Source organism: Streptosporangium sp. 'caverna' (genome assembly GCF_003203775.1).
Classification (GTDB): domain Bacteria; phylum Actinomycetota; class Actinomycetes; order Streptosporangiales; family Streptosporangiaceae; genus Streptosporangium; species Streptosporangium subroseum.
This window is the reverse complement of record NZ_CP029711.1, coordinates 1,857,863-1,876,273: the sequence shown is the minus strand read 5'-3', so window position 1 is coordinate 1,876,273 and position 18,411 is coordinate 1,857,863. Positions and strand designations below refer to the sequence as shown.

General features: G+C 69.9%; 16 protein-coding genes. 13 read left to right on the top strand and 3 right to left on the bottom strand.

Annotated elements, in window-relative coordinates:
• Window positions 1-17: 17 nt before the first annotated feature.
• Window positions 18-1,190, top strand: a complete 1,173-nt coding sequence (locus DKM19_RS08385) for an aldolase (protein WP_110695205.1) — start codon at window positions 18-20, stop codon at window positions 1,188-1,190.
• A gap of 161 nt (window positions 1,191-1,351) precedes the next feature.
• Here the strand turns inward: DKM19_RS08385 and DKM19_RS08380 are convergent, their stop codons facing one another.
• The 3 genes from DKM19_RS08380 to DKM19_RS08370 all read right to left on the bottom strand — a co-directional run bounded on the left by DKM19_RS08380 (window position 1,352) and on the right by DKM19_RS08370 (window position 3,644).
• Complete coding sequence (locus tag DKM19_RS08380) at window positions 1,352-2,026, bottom strand: copper homeostasis protein CutC (protein WP_110695204.1); 675 nt, start codon at window positions 2,024-2,026, stop codon at window positions 1,352-1,354.
• Window positions 2,027-2,069: 43 nt separating this feature from the next.
• Window positions 2,070-2,684, bottom strand: coding sequence for an N-acetyltransferase (locus tag DKM19_RS08375; protein ID WP_110695203.1), 615 nt, complete (start codon window positions 2,682-2,684; stop codon window positions 2,070-2,072).
• A gap of 213 nt (window positions 2,685-2,897) precedes the next feature.
• The gene (locus tag DKM19_RS08370; protein ID WP_110695202.1) at window positions 2,898-3,644 is read right to left on the bottom strand and encodes a GntR family transcriptional regulator; all 747 of its coding nucleotides are present in this window, start codon (window positions 3,642-3,644) and stop codon (window positions 2,898-2,900) included.
• A 268-nt stretch (window positions 3,645-3,912) separates the two neighbouring features.
• On the opposite strand from DKM19_RS08370, the gene DKM19_RS08365 reads away from it, so the two are divergent.
• The 12 genes from DKM19_RS08365 (at window position 3,913) to DKM19_RS08310 (ending at window position 18,393) form a co-directional block, all read left to right on the top strand.
• Window positions 3,913-4,134 carry a hypothetical protein gene (locus DKM19_RS08365; RefSeq protein WP_162641364.1) on the top strand — a complete coding sequence of 74 codons (222 nt, stop codon included), beginning with the start codon at window positions 3,913-3,915 and terminating at the stop codon, window positions 4,132-4,134.
• A gap of 663 nt (window positions 4,135-4,797) precedes the next feature.
• Window positions 4,798-5,541 (top strand): flavin reductase family protein, encoded by a 744-nt coding sequence (locus DKM19_RS08360; protein WP_239514150.1) that lies wholly within the window; start codon window positions 4,798-4,800, stop codon window positions 5,539-5,541.
• 119 nt (window positions 5,542-5,660) lie between these two features.
• Window positions 5,661-6,308, top strand: coding sequence for a GntR family transcriptional regulator (locus DKM19_RS08355; protein ID WP_110695200.1), 648 nt, complete (start codon window positions 5,661-5,663; stop codon window positions 6,306-6,308).
• A 163-nt stretch (window positions 6,309-6,471) separates the two neighbouring features.
• Window positions 6,472-7,152 (top strand): cysteine hydrolase family protein, encoded by a 681-nt coding sequence (locus DKM19_RS08350; protein ID WP_110695199.1) that lies wholly within the window; start codon window positions 6,472-6,474, stop codon window positions 7,150-7,152.
• A 3-nt stretch (window positions 7,153-7,155) separates the two neighbouring features.
• Window positions 7,156-8,748 carry a regulator gene (locus DKM19_RS08345; protein WP_110695198.1) on the top strand — a complete coding sequence of 531 codons (1,593 nt, stop codon included), beginning with the start codon at window positions 7,156-7,158 and terminating at the stop codon, window positions 8,746-8,748.
• 139 nt (window positions 8,749-8,887) lie between these two features.
• Window positions 8,888-10,840, top strand: coding sequence for an allophanate hydrolase (atzF, locus tag DKM19_RS08340; RefSeq protein WP_110695197.1), 1,953 nt, complete (start codon window positions 8,888-8,890; stop codon window positions 10,838-10,840).
• A gap of 276 nt (window positions 10,841-11,116) precedes the next feature.
• Window positions 11,117-12,004, top strand: coding sequence for a hypothetical protein (locus DKM19_RS08335; protein ID WP_110695196.1), 888 nt, complete (start codon window positions 11,117-11,119; stop codon window positions 12,002-12,004).
• Window positions 12,005-12,250: 246 nt separating this feature from the next.
• Window positions 12,251-13,357, top strand: coding sequence for a hypothetical protein (locus tag DKM19_RS08330; protein WP_110695195.1), 1,107 nt, complete (start codon window positions 12,251-12,253; stop codon window positions 13,355-13,357).
• 2 nt (window positions 13,358-13,359) lie between these two features.
• A complete protein-coding gene (locus tag DKM19_RS08325) occupies window positions 13,360-14,520 on the top strand; it encodes a toxic anion resistance protein (protein WP_110695194.1) in 1,161 nt (386 codons plus the stop codon).
• Complete coding sequence (locus DKM19_RS08320; RefSeq protein WP_239514149.1) at window positions 14,517-16,124, top strand: VWA domain-containing protein; 1,608 nt, start codon at window positions 14,517-14,519, stop codon at window positions 16,122-16,124. The genes DKM19_RS08325 and DKM19_RS08320 overlap by 4 nt, the downstream gene beginning before the upstream one ends.
• Window positions 16,111-16,806: a hypothetical protein gene (locus tag DKM19_RS08315; protein ID WP_162641363.1), complete on the top strand. Its 696-nt coding sequence runs from the start codon at window positions 16,111-16,113 to the stop codon at window positions 16,804-16,806. The genes DKM19_RS08320 and DKM19_RS08315 overlap by 14 nt, the downstream gene beginning before the upstream one ends.
• Before the next feature lie 201 nt (window positions 16,807-17,007).
• Window positions 17,008-18,393 carry an alpha/beta hydrolase domain-containing protein gene (locus DKM19_RS08310; RefSeq protein ID WP_369988330.1) on the top strand — a complete coding sequence of 462 codons (1,386 nt, stop codon included), beginning with the start codon at window positions 17,008-17,010 and terminating at the stop codon, window positions 18,391-18,393.
• Window positions 18,394-18,411: the final 18 nt, after the last annotated feature.

Below are 18,411 nucleotides of genomic sequence, written 5' to 3'. Positions count from 1 at the left end.
TCACGAGGAGCACCAGCATGCGCGTCACGCTCGCCGATCCGCTCGCCCTGATCCCCGGCTTCGAGCAGACCCACCGCGAGCAGGAGACGAGATATCCCGCCGCGGCGGTGGAGTGGCAGCCGGTGCACACCGTCTACGTCCCGGCCGACCGCTTCGACGCCGGGACGGTGACGGCGTGGGGAGGCGCGGCGCTGGACCTGTTCGAGCGGCACCTGCCCGCGAACGACCTGGCGGAGCTCTTCGAGACGGACGAGCGCATCGTGGGTGCCGTGCACGAGAGGGTGGCGGCGAAGCTCGCCCGGGAGCCGATCGAGGACCTTCGGGTGGACTTCGAGGACGGATACGGCCTGCGCCCCGAGGAGGAGGACGGCCACGTCGCCGGCGCCGCCGAGGCGGTCGCGGACCTGCACGCGAACGGGATGCTCCCGCGCAGGTGGGGACCGCGGGTGAAGTCCTTCGCCGACGGCGATCCGGTCCGGAGTGTCAGGACCCTCGACGGGTTACTGACCGGGGTGATCGAACGCGTCGGGTCCCTGCCGGACGGGTTTGTCGTCACCTTCCCCAAGGTGCTGATGAGGGCCTATCTCGGCCAGTTCGCCGACTGCCTGGAGGCGCTGGAGAAGGGCCTGGGTCTCGGCGCGGGAACCCTCAGGTTCGAGATCCAGGTGGAGGCCACCCAGACGGTGTCGTTCCTCGACGCGGACCTGGTCCCCTTTCTCGACGGGAGGCTGGCCGCGGCGCACTTCGGCGTCTTCGACTACACGGCGAGCTGCTCCCTGCCCCCGCACGAGCAGCGGCTGGACCACCCGGCCTGCGACCACGCCCGGCACGTCATGCAGACCGCCTTCGCCGGGACCGGGGTGGAGCTGTCGGACGGCTCGCTGGCCGCCTTCCCCGCCTCCGACGACGGGCAGGTCGTGCGGGACCTGTGGCGACGCCATGCGGGGATGGTCGGGCATTCGCTGAGCCACGGGTTCTACCAGGGCTGGGACATGCATCCGTCGCACCTGGTCAGCCGCTACGCCGCGGTCTACGCCTTCCACCTGTCCCGGTACGAGGAGTATTCCCACCGGGTGCGCGCCTGGCAGGAGCAGCGGGAGGCCGGGGGCGGCGTGATGGACGAGCCCGCCACGGTCAAGACGATGGCCGCCGCCCTCCGCCGGGCAGACCTGGCCCTGGGAAACACCTGATCGGAAGACGTGGTCCGGGGAGACGCCCGAATCGGGAAGACCTGCCCTATCCGGTGTCGTCCTCACGACCGCGACGCTCCGGGGGCAAGGTTTCCAAGGGTCGCCGTTCCCCCGCGGTTCGGATCCTCAGATCCGCGCGGTGCCGGGCGGCCGACCACACCTCAGTCGATCAGGGCTCGCCAGTCGCGGACCAGACGCGCGTCGACCGGGTCGGACCACGAGGCCCGTACGGCGCTGCCGACGTGGAAGGCCCGCACGCCGTACTCCATCAGGAGCGGGACGTGACCCGGCCTCAGGCCGCCACCCACCATGATCAGCGGGCCGTCGCCGGCCTCGCAGCGGGTCTTGAGCACCCGCAGCCCCTCCGTCACGCCGCTGGGCGCACCCGAGGTGAGCACGGTCGCGAGGTTGGGCAGCAGGCGGACGGCACGCCAGCCCGCCTGGATGTCGGCCGCGTGGTCCACCGCCCGGTGGAAGGTCCAGGGCAGCGGGGTCACCGCGTGGATGAGCGCCTCGGTGGCGGCCAGGTCGACCGCCCCCGCGGAGTCGAGGAAGCCGAACACGAACCCGGCCGCGCCCGCCTCGGAGAGGGCCTTGGCATCGCGCCGCAGGCCCTCCAGCGATTCGGGCGTGGCCAGGAACGACGCATCGCCGCGCAGCATCACCATCTGCGGCAGCGCGCACTCCTTGGAGATCGCCGCGACCGTCTCCACCGCCGGGGTGAGCCCGTCGGACGCCATGTCGACGACGATCTCCAGACGGTCTGCGCCGCCTTCTTCGGCCGCGACGGCGTCACGCACGTCAAGTGCGATCACCTCAAGCAAGGATCCGGTCATGAAGTGAGGCTATCGGATGACTTTGTCCTGGGATCGCCGTGGTTCAGACATGCTCCGGCACGGGTAGCCCGCGACGGTCCACGAACGGCAGCCCGGTCCCGGATGCCCGGCCACGCAGGCCCCCGGCCCGCTGGAACAGGGCCCCCGACGCGCGGTGCGGCAGATCGACCGTGCGCAGGTGGGCGAAACGCTGCCCCCGATAGTAATCCTGCAGTTTCGAGTTGTCCTTGGAACAGTCAAGCCGGAGCCAGCGCCTGCCCGTCGTCAGGACCCTCAGGCCCGCCCAGTCGAGCAGCGCCTCCCCCAGACCGCGGCCGGAGTAGTCGCGCGCGACGGACAGCTTGTGAACGTAGAGGGCCGCCCCGGGGGCGTCCTCCGCGGCCCAGAACTCCGGATCCGCGTGGCCGTCCAGGGCGATGGTGGCCGCCGGTCCCTCCTCTCCCCTCTCGCCGTCCAGCAGATACAGAACCCCCTCCTCGATCAGCGGGCTGATGCGCTCGGCGGGGAAGCCTCCCGCGGGCCACTGACGTACGCCGCGGCCGTTCAGCCATCCGGCGGTCTCGGCGAGGAGCGCGAGCACTCCCCGCAGATCGTCGTTCGTAGCTCTGCGCAGCGTGAGCCTGCGCGTGACGGTGGGATTGACGGTGGTTGAGTGCATGATTCATCCCTTCGTTGCACTCGGTGCATGAAATGACACGGAACGTGGCCGGACCGTGGCGCACGGCATCCATGCCGGGCTAGGCGATGCGCCTAGGGGCCTGAGGCGAGCGGGGAAAGGGGACCGCGTCCGGCCGCCCGGCGAGCGCGGCCCGATGCTCGCCCGCGGCGCGGGCGGAGATGGGGCCGGCCCGTCCGGGCGGTCACGGGGACGTCAACGGCTTTCCAGCTCGTATCTGATCAGGTGTTTGTCCGAGGGAAGGACCGACACCGCGACCCGCACGGGGGTGTCGCTCTCGTCGTATCCGACCCGGACGTAGACGACGACCGGTGTACCCAGCTCGAGTTGGAGCATCTCGGCCTCCGAACTGTTGGGCATCCGCGCCCAGATGTCGTCGACCATCCGGACCTGAGGATGGCCGAGTTCCTCGAGAACCTTGTTGGCCCCGCGCATGATGTCGCCGGGACGGGCGATCTCGGAATCGGCGACCAGCGCCAGCGGGAAATAGGAGTCGTTGGTGTTGTACGGCTGGCCGTCCACGAATCTCAGCCTGCGGCGGACCACGGCGAGCTCGTCATCCTGGAGTTCCAGCCTGCTGGCGATCTCCTCGATCGGATGCACGATCGCCACCTCGATGTTCTGGCTCGGTGCGCGCCCCTCCTGGGAGACGGCCCAGGCGAAGGCCTCCCTGGTCTCCTCGGGCTGCGGCTGGAGCTCTCTCTGGGGGTGGATGAGCAGCGGGCGGCGCTCCCTGACCACGGTGCCCCGGCGGGGGGTACGGGTGACCAGACCCTCGTTCACCAGCTCACCGAGGGCGAGCCGCACGGTGTTGCGGCTCACCTGATGGGTGAGCATGAGCTCCACTTCGGTCGGCAGCTGATCCCCCGGTCCGAGCGCACCGGAGTAGATGGTCCTCCGAAGATCGGAGGCCACCAGTTGATACAGCGTTGACCGTGCCATTTGGTCCCCTTTGTGCCAACAAAACTAGACGATCTGGTTCTAGTGGGGAACAGCCCCTTGACCCAACCTCCCAAGACCCGCATTATCCAATCGTTGGTACAAATCCATCGAAAGGTCGGCGATGGGGCGGAGACCGGTGCTGTCGGCCCAGGCGGGCACGCCGTTTCTGCCGTGGCGCGACCCCCGCGAGGCAACGCGTTTACTGCGTTACGCGTTGCATCGTCAGGGATTCACTCACACCTACCAGAGCAATGCGAATGGGATGTCCGTGCTTTCAGTGCAGACCGATCTGACCGTGTGGTGCAGAGACGGACTTTTCATCTGGAACGAGGACGGCGTGGAGGCCTCCCACCCGGCCGATGATCCGGTCGGGGCCGCGCATCTCATCTCAGATCTCTACCGGCGGCCGACGTCCGACGACGACCCCATCGAGGAGGGGCTGGAATCCCAGGTCCGCGCCTCTCCTCATCCCGACTCCGCACGCGACTAGCGGCCGAGGACCCCATCCCTCGCCGGGGTCCTCGAGCCGCCGCGGCGGGGCGGAACGCGTCCTGGCGGGTCCCCCACGCCCGCCAGGGCGCGTTCTCGTCATGAGACCGCCCCCGTCGTGGGTCGCGCCCGCGTCATGAGACCGGCGCCCCCGAGCGCCGCGCCGCCTCTCTCCTCATGAGACACCTCCGCGTTGCCTCTCTCCTTACGAGACGCGTCCGCGTCATGAGGCCGTCCTCCCCACGAGACGCGCCCACGCCATGGGACCGGCCCCACAAGACGGCGTCCGCGCCACGAGACGCGCCTGCGCCGTGGGAAACCCGCCTCACAAGACGGCGTCCGCGTCATGGGGCCGTCCTCCCCACGAGACCTACTCGCGCCATAGGACCGGCCCCACAAGACGGCGTCGCGCCATGGGGCCCGACCCTCACGAGACGTGTCCGCGCCGTCTCCAGACTCACGTCGCCCTGGCGGGACCACCTCGCGTCACGCCGGCGGCCACCGGTTGGCGAGCGGACCGCCCGACGCCTTTCCCGGCGCTCCCGGCTTTTCGCCCCCCGGGTTCGTAGCAAGCGCTTGGTATCATGACTCCGGGCGATGGAGCCCACCGTCCACCGGACTCCCTGGGGGCCGACCGGAGACGACCGAGGAGGCAGGTGCGATCATGGGCACCCACGCGGCCCGGTCGCCGGAGATCTGTGGTCACCCACACGTCACCTCGAACGGGCACGGCATCACCGTCAACGGAGTCGCCATGCACAGCGGCCTTCCCCCAGGCCAGCCCGACGGAGCCGGAAGCCGTACCGGCCCCCATGCCGACTTCTCCACCCAGCCCGTGGACGACAGCCGTACCGGCCCCCGTGCCGACTCCTCCACCCAGCCCGTGGACGACAGCCGTACCGACCTCCATGCCGAGTCTTCCGCCCGGTCCGTGGACGGTCGGCGATTCCGCACCGTTCTCGGCCACTTCGCCACCGGCATCGTGGCCATCACCGCCATCGACCCCGACAGCGGCGAGCCGTGCGGCCTGGCGGCCAACTCCTTCACCTCGGTCTCGCTGGACCCGCCGCTGGTCGCCTTCTGCGTGGCGCACACCAGCACGAGCTGGCCACGCCTGCGCGCCGCCAGGACTCAGACGGTCAACGTGCTCGCCGAGCACCAGCAATCGGTCTGCGCGGCGCTCGCGAGCAAGGGCGGCGACAAGTTCGCCGGCCTGGAGTGGACCAAGTCCCCCGGCGGCAACCCGATGATCAGTGATGCCCTGGCCTGGATCGACTGCTCGATCGAGGCGGAGCATCCGGCGGGTGACCACGTCATCGTCGTCGCCAGGGTCCACGATCTCGGCGTCCACGGCGACGGCGGGCCGCTGGTGTTCTTCAGGGGCGGCTACGGCCGGTTCCACACGTGAGCCCCTCCGCGTAGCCCGTACGACGCGCCGGAACCCGCCATACAAGGGTCGCCATCCCGGGAACGGGAACTCTCACGATCTCTGAGAGAGTTGTCCCAACGGCGAGAGGAGCTGGACGGGTGGAACCGGACGACGTGCTGGAACACCCCAGCCTCGTTGAGCTCTCTGTGCGACGGCTCCGTCACGAGATCCTCTCCGGCGCCCTCGCCCCGGGCGAGCGGCTGATCGAGGAACAGCTCACCCAGCGGTTCGGCATCAGCCGGGCTCCGTTGCGCGAGGCACTGCGTTCGCTCGGGCAGCAGGGCCTGGTGGAGCACCTGCCCCGGCGCGGGGTCCGGGTCACCGAGCTGTCCCGGGAGGACGTGGACGAGCTTTTCGGGCTGCGCGACGTGCTGGAGCGCTATGCGGTCGAGATCGCACTGCCCCTTCCCGGCGCACATAGCCTGACCGGGCTGGCCCAGGCCCTGGAGGGCATGGCGTCCGCGGTGCGGGCGGACGACCCGCTCAGCGAGAACGAGGCGCACCGGCGTTTCCACCTCGCGCTGGTCACGCTGGCGGGCCATCGCCAGCTGCTGATGGCGTACGAGCCGGTCATCCTGAAACTGCAGCTCTACATGGCCGCGAACCTGCGCAGGGAGGCCGAGCAGCGTGCCCCGTCCGAAGGGGTGGAGCGGCATCGGCGGCTCTTCGACGCCATCGCCTCCGGCGACCCGGCCATCGTTCTCGACGCTCTCTCCCGGCACGGCGCACGCACCTATATCGGCTGACCCGCCTCCATCGGCCGGCCCGCCCCGGCGCCGACCGGCCCGGCACAGACCGCGACCAAGCGGGGAGTGACGGCGGCTAACACAGGTGTAACGAGAGGAAAGGGCGATCGACATAATTCTGTCGACAATCGACAAAAGGAGGACCTGAGGAACGGAGTCACCCGTGTCCGATCCGCTTGCCGTCGAAGCCGAGCCGTACATCTACGGATTCGACCCGCGACACACCGCGCTACTACTCATCGACATGCAACGGGACTTCGTCGAGCCCGGGGGTTTCGGGGAGACCCTGGGCAACGACGTGGCCATGCTCCGGCGGGTGATCCCGCCGCTCCAGGAGGTGCTGGCCGCCACCCGGCAGGCCGGGATGACCGTCATCCACACCCGTGAGGGGCATCTGCCCGACCTGTCCGACTGCCCGCCCGCCAAGCTCGGTCGCGGCGCGCCGTCACTGCGCATCGGAGATCCCGGTCCCAAGGGACGGATCCTGATCCGGGGCGAGTACGGCCACGACATCATCGACGAACTGGCCCCCGCCGACGGCGAACTCGTCCTCGACAAGCCGGGCAAGGGCGCCTTCTACGCCACCGACCTGGAGCGGGTGCTGCAGGCGGGAGAGATCCGCAGCCTGATCGTCACCGGCGTCACGACCGAGGTGTGCGTGCACACCACCGTTCGCGAGGCGAACGACCGGGGTTACGAGTGCCTGGTGCTGTCCGACTGCGTGGGCTCGTACTTCGCCGAGTTCCAGCGATACGGGCTCGAAATGATCGCCGCTCAGGGCGGCATCTTCGGCTGGGTCGCCCCCTCCGGAAACTATCTCAAGGCACTCGAAGCGCGGAGCTGACCAATGACCACGACAACCGGTCCCGCTCGACTCAAACTGCCCTGGTGGGTCGGCGGGGACACCAACGCCTTCTTCGGACTCGCCTTCAACGTGATGGTCAACGTGCTGGTGCTGAGCGGCCTCTGCCTCGGCGTCGTGCACCTGCCCGGCTCGGACGTCTTCGGCGTCATCCTCCCGGCCATGGGCATACAGCTCCTGATCGGCAACCTGTACTACACCTATCTGGCCCGGCGGCTGGCCCGCCGCGAGGGCCGCGACGACGTGTGCGCGATGCCGTACGGCCCCAGCGTCCCGCACATGTTCATCGTCGTCTTCGTGATCATGCTGCCCACCTACCTGGCCACCAAGAACCCCCTGCAGGCCTGGGCGGCGGGGCTGGCCTGGAGCTTCATCATCGGCGTCATCGTGCTGATCGGCGCCTTCGTGGGGCCGTACATCCGCCGCTTCACCCCGCGGGCCGCCATGCTCGGCACCCTGGCGGGCATCTCGATCGCCTTCATCTCGATGCGGCCCGCGGCCCAGATGTGGGAGGCGGCCTGGATCGCGCTGCCGGTGCTCATGATCATCCTGGTCGGTTTCTTCACCGACCTAAAGCTGCCCGGCAACATCCCCGTCGGACTGGCCGCGCTCCTGGTCGGCACCGCGATCGCCTGGGCGGGCGGTTACATGAACCCCGCCGACGTCGGTGCCGCCGCCGAGAACATCGCGGTGAGCCTGCCGTCGCTGAACATCGACCGGCTGCTCGACGGGCTGAGTCAGGTCTCGCCGCTGCTGGCCACCGCGATCCCCCTGGGCATCTACAACTTCACCGAGGGCATGAGCAACGTGGAGAGCGCCGCCGCGGCGGGCGACTCGTTCAACCTGCGGTCGGTACTGCTGGCGGACGGTGCGGGCGCGGTCGTCGGCTCGATGCTCGGCTCGCCGTTCCCGCCCGCCGTCTACATCGGCCACCCGGGCTGGAAGTCGGCGGGCGGCCGTACCAGCTACTCGATGGCCAGCGGCGTCGTCATCGCGCTGTTCTGCTTCCTCGGCATGTTCGCGCTGCTCGGCGCGGTGCTGCCGGCACCGGCGATCGTGCCGATCCTGCTCTACATCGGGCTGCTCATCGGCGCCCAGGCCTTCCAGTCGGTGCCCAAGGCGCACGCGGTGGCCGTGGTGATGGCCATCATCCCCAACATCGCCTCCTGGGCACAGGGCTACATGGACAACGCCCTGGCCGCGGCGGGCACCACCGCGAGAGAGGTCGGGTACGCCACCATCGCGCAGAGCGGGACGGTCTACGAGGGGACGGCCCTGCTCGGCGGCGGCGCCGTACTGGCCGGGCTGGTGCTCGGCTCGATCACCGCCTTCATCATCGACCGGTCGTTCGTGTGGGCCGCCGGCTACGCCTTCACCGGTGCGGCGCTGGCCTTCGTCGGCCTGATCCACGGCGAGAGGGTCGAGTGGAACGCCAACGACCAGGTCTCGCTGGGTTACCTCTTCGCCGGGCTGGTCCTCCTCGCCTTCGCCTTCCTCGGCCCCAGGAAGGCCGAGCCGGCGAAGGACGAGCAGACCGTCGCGGAACCCGCCCCGGTAGAAGCCCCCGCCGCGTCGTGAACACGGGCCGCGGCCTCACGCCCTCGCGAAACGCGTCCCGCGAACTCGTGGACACGAGTCGCGGGCCGGCGGATCCGTGGGGCCGCGGCCCACGTGCCACAGCGGGAACCGCCGGGCACGCCGAACACAGGAAAGGCACATGACCCCACTTGACCTGGACAGCCTGGCCCATCGATACCGCACCGGATCGGCGTGCCCCGCGGACGTCGCCGAGGAGGTGCTCGGGCGGATCGCGGCCCGGGGCGACGACCACGTATGGATCACCCTGCGACCGGCCGCGGACCTCCTCGGCGACGCGGCCGCCCTGGCCCTGCGGTGGCCGGACCCGAATTCCCGTCCATCGCTCTACGGCGTCCCGTTCGCGGTCAAGGACAACGTGGACGTGGCCGGGCTGCCCACCACCGCCGCCTGCCCGGACTACGCCTACGTCCCGGACCGGAGCGCCCCGCTGGTGGACCGGCTGCTGGAGGCGGGTGCCCTGCTCGTCGGCAAGACCAACCTGGACCAGTTCGCCACCGGCCTGTCCGGCACCCGCAGCCCGTACGGCGCGTGCGAGTCGCCGCTGGTGCCGGGACTGATCTCGGGCGGGTCCAGTTCGGGTTCGGCGGTGGCGGTGGGCGCCGGGCTGGTCACGTTCGCCATCGGCACGGACACGGCGGGGTCCGGCCGGGTGCCCGCCGCGCTCACCGGCACCGTCGGGGTCAAGCCGAGCCGGGGGCTGGTCAGCACGCTCGGCGTGGTGCCCGCCTGCGCGTCGCTGGACTGCCCCAGCGTGTTCGCCCGGTCGGTCGCCGACGGGCTGGCCGTACTGTCCGTCATCGCCGGGCAGGAGCCCGCGGACCCCTGGTCTCGCGTGCTTCCCCTGCCCTCGCCCGTGCCGCCCGCGGCGCGGCCCCTGCGGATCGGGGTGCCGTACAGCCCGGAGTTCTTCGGCGACACCGCTGCGGCGGTGGCCTTCGAGGAGGCGGTGCGACGGCTCGCCGGCCTCGGGCATCGGCTGGTCCCGGTGGATCTCGATCCGTTCCTCGCGGCGGGGCGACTGCTGTACGACGGGCCGTGGCTCGCCGAAAGGGTCGCCGCGGTCGGCGACTTCGTCTTCCGGAACCCGGACCGGGTGCATCCGGTCACCCTGAAGGTGCTGAGCAACGGTGGCGACCTCAGTGCGGTGGACGCCTTCGAGGGGCTGTACCGGCTGCGGGCGCTGCGCGCGCGGACCAGGCAGGCCTGGGCCTCGATGGACGTGCTGGCGGTTCCGACCGTGCCCACGACCTACACCGTCGCGGAGATGCTCCGGGACCCGATCGAGCGCAACGCTGTCCTGGGGCACTACACCACGTTCACCAACCTGCTCGATCTTGCCGCGATCTCCGTACCCGCGGGGAGGACGGCGACCGGCCGGCCGCACGGCATCACCCTGCTGGGTCCCGCGGGCTCCGACGAACTGCTGGCCGGACCCGCCGCCGCCTTCCACGCGCTGACCGGAGGACCCATCGCGCCTCCCGGCCGCTCGTCCGCGCGAACCGATGAGCTCGCCACACATTCCGGCCCCTCGTCCGCACGGAGCGATGGACCCGCCGCGCCTTCCAGCCCTCCGCCCGCGTGGAACGACGGGTCCGCCGCATCTTCCAGCCCTCCGTCCGCGTGGAACGATGAGCCCGTCGCACCTGGCGGCCGCACCCCGGGCACGCAGCCGGTGCTCGCGGTGGTCGGCGCGCACCGTTCCGGCCAGCCGCTGCACGGCGAGCTCACCGCGTTGGGAGCCACCGCCCTGGGAACCGCGCTGACCGCTCCGCTCTACCGCCTCTACGCCCTGAACGGCGGTGAGGTGGCGCGTCCCGGCCTGGTCCGCGTCACCACCGGCGGGGTGCCCGTCGAGGTCGAGCTGTACGGTCTGAGCCCCTCCGCACTCGGCGCCCTGCTGACCCGGATCGCTCCGCCCCTCAGCCTCGGCACGGTCCGGCTGGACGGCGGGCGCACGGCGCACGGGTTCCTCTGCGAGGCCTATGCCACCGGCGAGGCGACCGACATCAGCCGGCACGGCAGCTGGCCGGACTATCTCCTCTCACGGGCCTCCGCGCCGGACCCGGCATAGGACGGCACCGCTTCAGGAGCTTCAGAAAGGAGAGACGAGCCGGAGTCCGATGTCGCCGGTACGGCACACGAATCGCCGTCGTTGAAGCCCTGGTTGAAATTCTCGATCGGATACCGGTTGTCGACCGTCGCCCCGCCAGGCGTTTACCGGGGGTTTCGATCCGCCGCCATTCTGGTTACGAATATCGCGGGGATCGACGACGATCGGCAACGGCGCCCACCATTACGAGCAGGCCGATAGCTTGACCGGAACTTAAAAATCGACATAGTGAGGCGAATGGAGCAAGAGGAGCTGTCCTTCGGGGGTGACGGTCCCGATCGCGAGCCGAGGCTCGGTCCCTGGATGGCGGCGCACACCAGGTTGCTGGCCGCCTGTGCCGCGGTGCTGGTGGTGCTCGGCCTCGCCGCGGGCGGGGGCTGGTATCTGTACGAGCGCTCCTGGCAGCCCCAGCCTCCACCGGACGTCGCGCTCTCCCCGTCACTCGGATTCGAGGTGTCCCTGTGCACGCCCGCCGAATGTCCCGGCCTTGCGGCGACGGCCGCTGGGCGACTGCGGGAGGCCGAGACCATGCTCCGGGCGTTGCCAGAGGTGATGTCGGTCGAGGTGCGGAGCGGTGAGGAACTGTATGACCGGTGGCGCAGGAGCTACGAGGGGATCGGAGACGACAGCTGGGGGCGAGATCAGGCCTTCCTCGGCGACACCCTGCGTGGCACGCTCCGTCGCGCCGAGGACTTCCCCGCCGTGGCCGAGAAGATGGGACCGGTCCCGGGGGTCTCCGGTGTGTGGCGCCGTCCGGTGACCTTCTGGGGTGGCAGGGCCGAGGCCGGGATCCTTCTGTGCGGGGAAGGACCCACGTTCTCGGCCATGCCCGAGTGCCGGCGGAACAGGCGTGCGGGAGCGACGGGGGCGATCACCGAGGAGGAGAAGGCGGCCGTGGTCGCCCGGCTGTGGGACCTGCCAGGAGTGGAGAAGATCTACTTCGAGGACTCCGGCCACGTCCTGAAACTCGCGAAACTCTCCAACCCGGAGCATGCGTCAGACGGGACCTTCTCGGATGCCCTCTACGTCAAGTTCTCCGATCCGGCCCTCGCCCGTGCGCTTACCTCGGCGGTGAAGTCACTGCCCGGCGTTCTGATGGTGGTGCCCGTCTCACCGGAGGAATGACGGGCTCGGAGGCCAGGGGGAGTTCGCCGGGCCGACGAGCCGGTGCGGCGACCCCGAGGCCTCCCGGACGACTCGTGGCGCCCCACTCGCCCGGCCGTGAGCTCAATCGCATCGGCCGCCCTATTTCGAATGACGAATTAATGAACAGGCGTTTAACTTTGGCGCGTACCCCGGGCTTCGGTGCGCACCCCATTTCCTCCCCTCGCATAATTCCAAGCAGAAAGATTTTTACGGGAGTGGGGTGCGGTGAAACGGTCCATCGGTATCGTCCTGGCACTCCTCCTCGGCGCCGTGGTCGTGGTGGCGGTCGTCCTGGGCAACGGGGGCGACGACGGCCCGGTCACGGTGCGAGGCGTGATCGGTTCGGAGAAGAAGCCGTTCTTCGACGATCCCCGGGTGCGCGCGGCGTTCGAAAAACACGGGCTACGGGTCGAGGTGGACACCGCCGGATCCCGGCAGATCGCGACCGAGGTCAAGCTCGACGACTACGCGTTCGCGTTTCCCTCCAGCCTCCCCGCCGAAAAGATCAAGCGGGATCGGAAGGTCGCCCAGACCTTCTCGCCCTTCTACTCGCCCATGGCGATTGCGACATTTAAGCCCATTGTCGACATATTGACTAAAGCCGGGCTGGTGCGCGACTCCGGCCAGGGCTATCAGGTATTCGACATGGAGAAATACCTGGACATGGTGGCCAAGGGCACCCGCTGGGACAGGTTGCCCGGCAACACCACCTACCCGGCGCGCAAGCGGGTGCTGATGACCACCACCGACGTCAGGACCTCCAACTCCGCGGCGATGTATCTGGCGATGGCCGGCTACGTCGCCAACGGCGACGACGTGGTCACCACCACGGCCCAGATTCCCAAGGTGGCCGGGGCGGTGGCGCCGATCTTCCTCGACCAGGGCTACTCGCAGTCCTCCTCCGAGGCTCCCTTCACCGACTACCTGGTCATGGGATCGGGCAAGACGCCGATGGTCATGATCTACGAGGCCCAGTACCTCTCCCACGTGTTCGCGGGCGACGGCTCGATCCTCCCTACGATGCGGCTGCTCTATCCCGCGCCGACCGTACTGAGCAAGCACACGCTGGTCCCCTTCACCCCCCAGGCGAGCGAGGTCGGGCGGCTGCTGACCGAGGATCCCGAGTTGCGGAGCCTCGCCGCGCAGCACGGCTTCCGCACCGCCGACCCCAAGGCCTTCGCCGACCTGGTCGCCAAGCACCGGGCCCCGGTGGCCCGTGACCTGGTGGACGTCGTCGAGCCGCCCACCTACGAAAACCTGGAGGGGCTCATCACAAGCATCGAGCGCCTCTACGAGAGCGGCTCCGTCCCTCAGACCGAAGGAGGGTCCTGACAATGGCCGAGAGCGATCTGACGCTCACCCCGCCCGCCCCCGTCGCCGCCGTGTCCACCTCGAAGGCGGCGACCATGCTCCCCCTGGCCGACGGCCGCGAGGCCGAGCTCACCGCCAAGGCCAAGGAGTTCGCCGCGGAGCTGGCCACGATGGACCCCCGGGTTCCGGACTTCACCCGCAAGGTGCACGACATCTCCTCGATGGGCGACAGTGAGATCCGCTCCGCCTCGCAGGTGGCCAACCGGATGCTGAAGCGTCCGGTGGCGGCCCTGGCCTCGGCCAAGGGAGAGGGCGCCGACGCTCAGGTCCGGGTGGCGGGCCAGTTGGTGGCACTGCGCCGTACCGTGGTGGACCTCGACCCGAAGCAGGCGGCGAGCGGCCCGCGCAAGCTGCTCGGGCTGATCCCGTTCGGGGATCGGCTGCGCGACTACTTCGCGAAGTACCAGTCCGCCCAGAAGCACCTGGACGACATCATCCGGGCGCTGAAGTCCGGCCAGGACGAGCTGCTGAAGGACAACGCCGCGATCGAGGGCGAGAAGGCGAACCTCTGGGAGGCGATGACCCGCCTGCAGGAGTACGCGGTGATGGCCGCCGCGCTCGACGCCGCCCTAGAGGACCATCTCCTGGTCCTGGACGCGACCGACCCGGAGAAGGCGACCGCGCTCCGCTCCGACGCCCTGTTCTCCGTACGGCAGAAGCACCAGGACATCCTGACCCAGCTGGCGGTCTCCGTTCAGGGCTACCTGGCCCTCGACCTGGTCCGCAAGAACAACCTGGAGCTCAGCAAGGGCGTGGACCGGGCCACCACCACGACGATCTCGGCTCTGCGCACCGCGGTGACCGTGGCCCAGGCCCTGGCCAACCAGAAACTGGTGCTTGATCAGATCACCGCGCTGAACGCCACGACCGGCGACCTGATCCTGGCCACCAGCGAGATGCTCCGCACCCAGGCGGGCGCCATCCAGACGCAGGCGGCCTCGACCACTGTGAACATGGACTCTCTGCGCAGGGCCTTCGACAACGTCTACGCCACCATGGACATGATCGACTCGTTCCGGTCGCAGGCCGTGGAGAACATGGCCGTCACCGTGAGCAGCCTGAGCGTCGAGCTGGACAACGCGAAGACCTACCTGGAGCGCGCCAACCGCGAGGCCACATCGTGAGCGCCGTCCATCCCGCGGGCGTCCGCCGGGGCATCCGGCCGGCCGTACGGCTGGCTGTACGGCTGGCCGTGGCCGCCCTGACGCTGCTGAGCGCGGCCACCCTGGCGGCGTGCTCCTCGGAGGCGTCGGGCACGGAGGACGGCCCCGACGTGCTCCGGGTCCTGGCCGGCAGCGAGGTCAAGGACCTCGAACCGATGTTGCAGCGCTCCGGGGTGAAGGTCAAGATCTCCTACACCGGCACGCTGGACGGCGCCGAGCAGGTGGCGAGCGGCGGCGCGGACGGCTCCTACGACGCGATCTGGTTCTCCTCCAACCGCTACCTGTCGCTGATCGACGGCGCGTCCGCCCGGCTGTCCACCGAGACCAAGATCATGGCCTCCCCCGTGCTGCTCGGCCTGAAGACCGCCAAGGCCCGGGAGCTCGGCTGGGAGAGCGGAGCCGTGAGTTGGGAGCAGATCGCGACCGCGGCGCGCGAGGGCCGTTTCACCTTCGGCATGACCAATCCCGCCTCCTCCAACTCGGGCTTCTCCGCGCTGGTCGGCGTGGCCGCCGCGCTGTCGGACGCCGGAGAGGCGCTGAGCACCCAGCAGGTCTCCGCGGTCACGCCGAAGCTGAAGGAGTTCTTCTCCGCGCAGAGGCTCACCGCGGGGTCGTCCGGCTGGCTCGCCGACGCCTACACCCGCGAGGGCGGCGTCGACGGCATCGTGAACTACGAGTCGGTGCTGCTCGGGCTGAAGGGCCTGACGGTGATCTACCCGAGCGACGGCGTGGTCACCGCGGACTATCCGCTGACCCTGCTCGCCTCGGCCAAGCCCGACAAGAAGGACCTGTACGGCAAGCTGACCTCCTGGCTGCGCACGCCCGCCGCGCAGAAGGAGATCATGACCACCACCCACCGGCGGCCGATCGTGCCCGAGGTCCGTCCGGGCCCCGAGTTCGGCTCGGCCCCGCTGCTGGAGCTGCCGTTCCCCAACCGCAGGGCCGCCGCCGACGGGCTGATCACCGCCTACCTGGACGAGGTGCGCGTCCCGGCCCGGGCGCTGTTCGTGCTCGACACCTCGGGGTCGATGCAGGGCGAGCGGATCGACGCGCTGCGGCGGGCACTGGTCACGCTCACCGGCGCCGACACCTCGGCATCCGGCACGTTCTCCCGTTTCCGCAACCGCGAGAACGTCGTGCTGATCCCGTTCAACGACTCCGCCGGGCAGCCGGAACCCTTCGTGCTTCCCGAGCGGGACCCGGAGCCGGTCCTGGCGCAGATCAAGGCCTACGCCGAGCAGCTCCAGGCGAGCGGCGGGACCGCGATCTACGACGGGCTCCGGGCCGCCTACCGGGAAGCCGCCACGGGCGGCGACGGCCACTACACCTCCGTCGTGCTGATGACCGACGGCGAGAACACCGACGGCTCCTCCTACGAGGACTTCGAGGCGTTCCGTCGGACGTTGCCCGAGGCGCAGCAGAAGGTCCGGACGTTCGTCGTGCTGTTCGGCGAGAGCGACGTGGACGAGATGAAAAAGATCGCCACGCTGACCCGCGGCGCCGTCTTCGACGCCCGCACCGGGTCACTGGCCGCGGCGTTCAAGGAGATCCGTGGTTACCAGTAATCGCCACACGAACCTCCGGAGGGACCGGGTCGCCGGCCTCCCCCAGGCGGCGGGAGTCACCGTGATCGCTGACCGGGTGCTGAGATATCTCGGCTCCACCAAGAACATCGCCGGCTGCGTACTGGCGCTGGTGGGGTTCGGCGCGCACTTCCTCGGCCTGGCCGGCGCGTTCTGGCCGGTGGTGGTCGTCGGGCTGTACGGCGTCGGCGCGCTGCTGGCCCCGCCGGACAGGATCAGGCTGGCCGTCTCCCACGCCGAGGTCGAGACCAGCGCGCTCCGCGCGGACCTCGACGCGCTGCTGCGCAAGGTCGACGGCTCCCAGCGGTTCCCCGAGGACGTGCGGGCCAGGCTCCGCGACCTGGCCGACGTGCTCGGCGGCGTGCTGAGCCGGGCCGAGGTGCTGACCACCTCCCCCGACCACCTGCACATCGTCTCGCAGACGATCCGCGCCTACCTTCCCACCAGCCTGGAGTCCTACGCCAACCTGCCCCGCACCTACGCCCTCACCCGGAGCGCCGACCGCGAGCACAGCGCCCACGAGGAGCTTCTGGTCCAGCTCGACCTGCTGGACGCCAAGCTGCACGAGGTGGCCCAGGCCGTACACCGGGGCGACGAGCAGTCCCTGCGCGACCAGGGCCGTTTCCTGCGCGACCGCTTCGGCCGCTCCGACCTGGACCTCTGAGGTCTCCTCGACCCCGCCGTGAGACCTCGGTGAGCCGATGCCGTCCATGCCGGGAAAGGGCTGATCGCCAAGGGTGCCCGGCGTGGGACACGGATGAAACGGCGAGAGACCGGTGATTTCACCGATGCCGAACGACCTTCCGCCGGAGATCATCCCTGGGTGCGGCCGCCCGCCCGGCCGTGCCGGAAGGAGATGTGAAGCATGGTCTCGCTGGTGAAAATGGTCAGAGTCATGGTGGCAGGCATCGTGGTCGCCGGGTTCGCGACCGGACCGGCCCACGCCCGACAAACACCGCGATCAGCTCCTGCACCCGTCTCGGTGCCGATCGTCGACGGGCCCGTTCCCGGCTCCGTCCCCGGTGACCCGGCCTCGCCTGACGTGAGAAACACCTACCCCTGGATGTCCACCGACGTGAACCTGGCCGCCCGCGGCTACGTGGAGCAGGAGTTCTACCTCTCCGGTGCGGCGGACGCCTACAACACGACCGGCCAGTTGCTCGCCTCGGACGTCCCCTACCGGACCCGGGTCATCGTGCGCCGCCCCGCCCACCAGACCACCTTCAACGGCACCGTACTCGCCGAGTGGCAGAACGTGACCGCCGGGTACGATCTCGACGCGCTGTGGAGCCCCGACCAGATCACCCGTTCCGGGTACGCGTGGGTCGGCGTCTCCGCGCAGCGGGTCGGGGTCGACCAGCTCCGCGGATGGAGCCCGGCCCGCTACGGCGACCTGGACGTCACAGGCGGCGGCCGTTTCACCGCCGACGAGCTCTCCTACGACATCTTCTCCCAGGCGGCCAAGGCCATCCGGGCGCGGGGCGGGACTGCTCCCCTGGGCCGGTTGAAGGTGGACACGGTGCTGGCCGTCGGCGCCTCGCAGTCCGCGAGCCGGATGACCGTGTACTACGACGCCGTACTACCCCAGATCGAGAGCGTCTTCGACGGGTTCGCCAACATCGTCGGAAGCGCGCCCACCCGCGTCGGCGCCGAACCGGTGTTCCAGGTGCTGTCGGAGACCGATGTGCGATCACCGGTCCATCGTGCGGACGGTGACCGGTTCCGCCACTGGGAGGTCGCCGGCGCGGCCCACTCCGGCTGGACCGGCCAGGAGTACCGGCGCCCGCTGCTGACCCGCGACCTTGGCAGCGCCCCCACCTACACCTGCGACCAGCCGCCGTTCAGCCGCGTGCCGTTGAACCACGTGATCGCCGCCGCCTACGATCACCTGACCCGCTGGGTCGAGCGCGGGATCGCTCCCCCGGCCGCTCCCCCGCTGCGGTTCAACCCCGACGGCACGAAGGTCCGCGACGAGCTGGGCCTGGCCCAGGGAGGCATCCGGCTCTCCCAGGTCGCGGCGCCCACCGCCCTCAACAACGGAGACAACTCGGGAGAGTCGTTCTGCCGGCTGTTCGGCACGCACGTGCCCTTCGACCAGGCCCGGCTCAAGCAGCTCTACCACCTTCGGGGCCTGTACGTCGCCGCCGTCGTCCGGGCCGACGCGAACAACCTCCGGAAGGGCTACCTCCTGCCACTCGACGCGGCTCAGAACCTGAAGGACGCCGCCGGGGTCGACTTCGGCCGCCGCTGAGGTCTCACCACCTCGCCG

Bases quoted from the DNA above. Each gene is read 5' to 3' on its own strand.
- DKM19_RS08325 (WP_110695194.1), top strand. From the start codon at position 13,360: ATGGCCGAGAGCGATCTGACGCTCACCCCGCCCGCCCCCGTCGCCGCC.
- DKM19_RS08380 (WP_110695204.1), bottom strand. From the start codon at position 2,026: ATGACCGGATCCTTGCTTGAGGTGATCGCACTTGACGTGCGTGACGCC.
- DKM19_RS08385 (WP_110695205.1), top strand. From the start codon at position 18: ATGCGCGTCACGCTCGCCGATCCGCTCGCCCTGATCCCCGGCTTCGAG.
- atzF (WP_110695197.1), top strand. From the start codon at position 8,888: ATGACCCCACTTGACCTGGACAGCCTGGCCCATCGATACCGCACCGGA.
- DKM19_RS08360 (WP_239514150.1), top strand. From the start codon at position 4,798: ATGGGCACCCACGCGGCCCGGTCGCCGGAGATCTGTGGTCACCCACAC.
- DKM19_RS08370 (WP_110695202.1), bottom strand. From the start codon at position 3,644: ATGGCACGGTCAACGCTGTATCAACTGGTGGCCTCCGATCTTCGGAGG.
- DKM19_RS08310 (WP_369988330.1), top strand. From the start codon at position 17,008: ATGGTCTCGCTGGTGAAAATGGTCAGAGTCATGGTGGCAGGCATCGTG.
- DKM19_RS08375 (WP_110695203.1), bottom strand. From the start codon at position 2,684: ATGCACTCAACCACCGTCAATCCCACCGTCACGCGCAGGCTCACGCTG.
- DKM19_RS08345 (WP_110695198.1), top strand. From the start codon at position 7,156: ATGACCACGACAACCGGTCCCGCTCGACTCAAACTGCCCTGGTGGGTC.
- DKM19_RS08335 (WP_110695196.1), top strand. From the start codon at position 11,117: ATGGAGCAAGAGGAGCTGTCCTTCGGGGGTGACGGTCCCGATCGCGAG.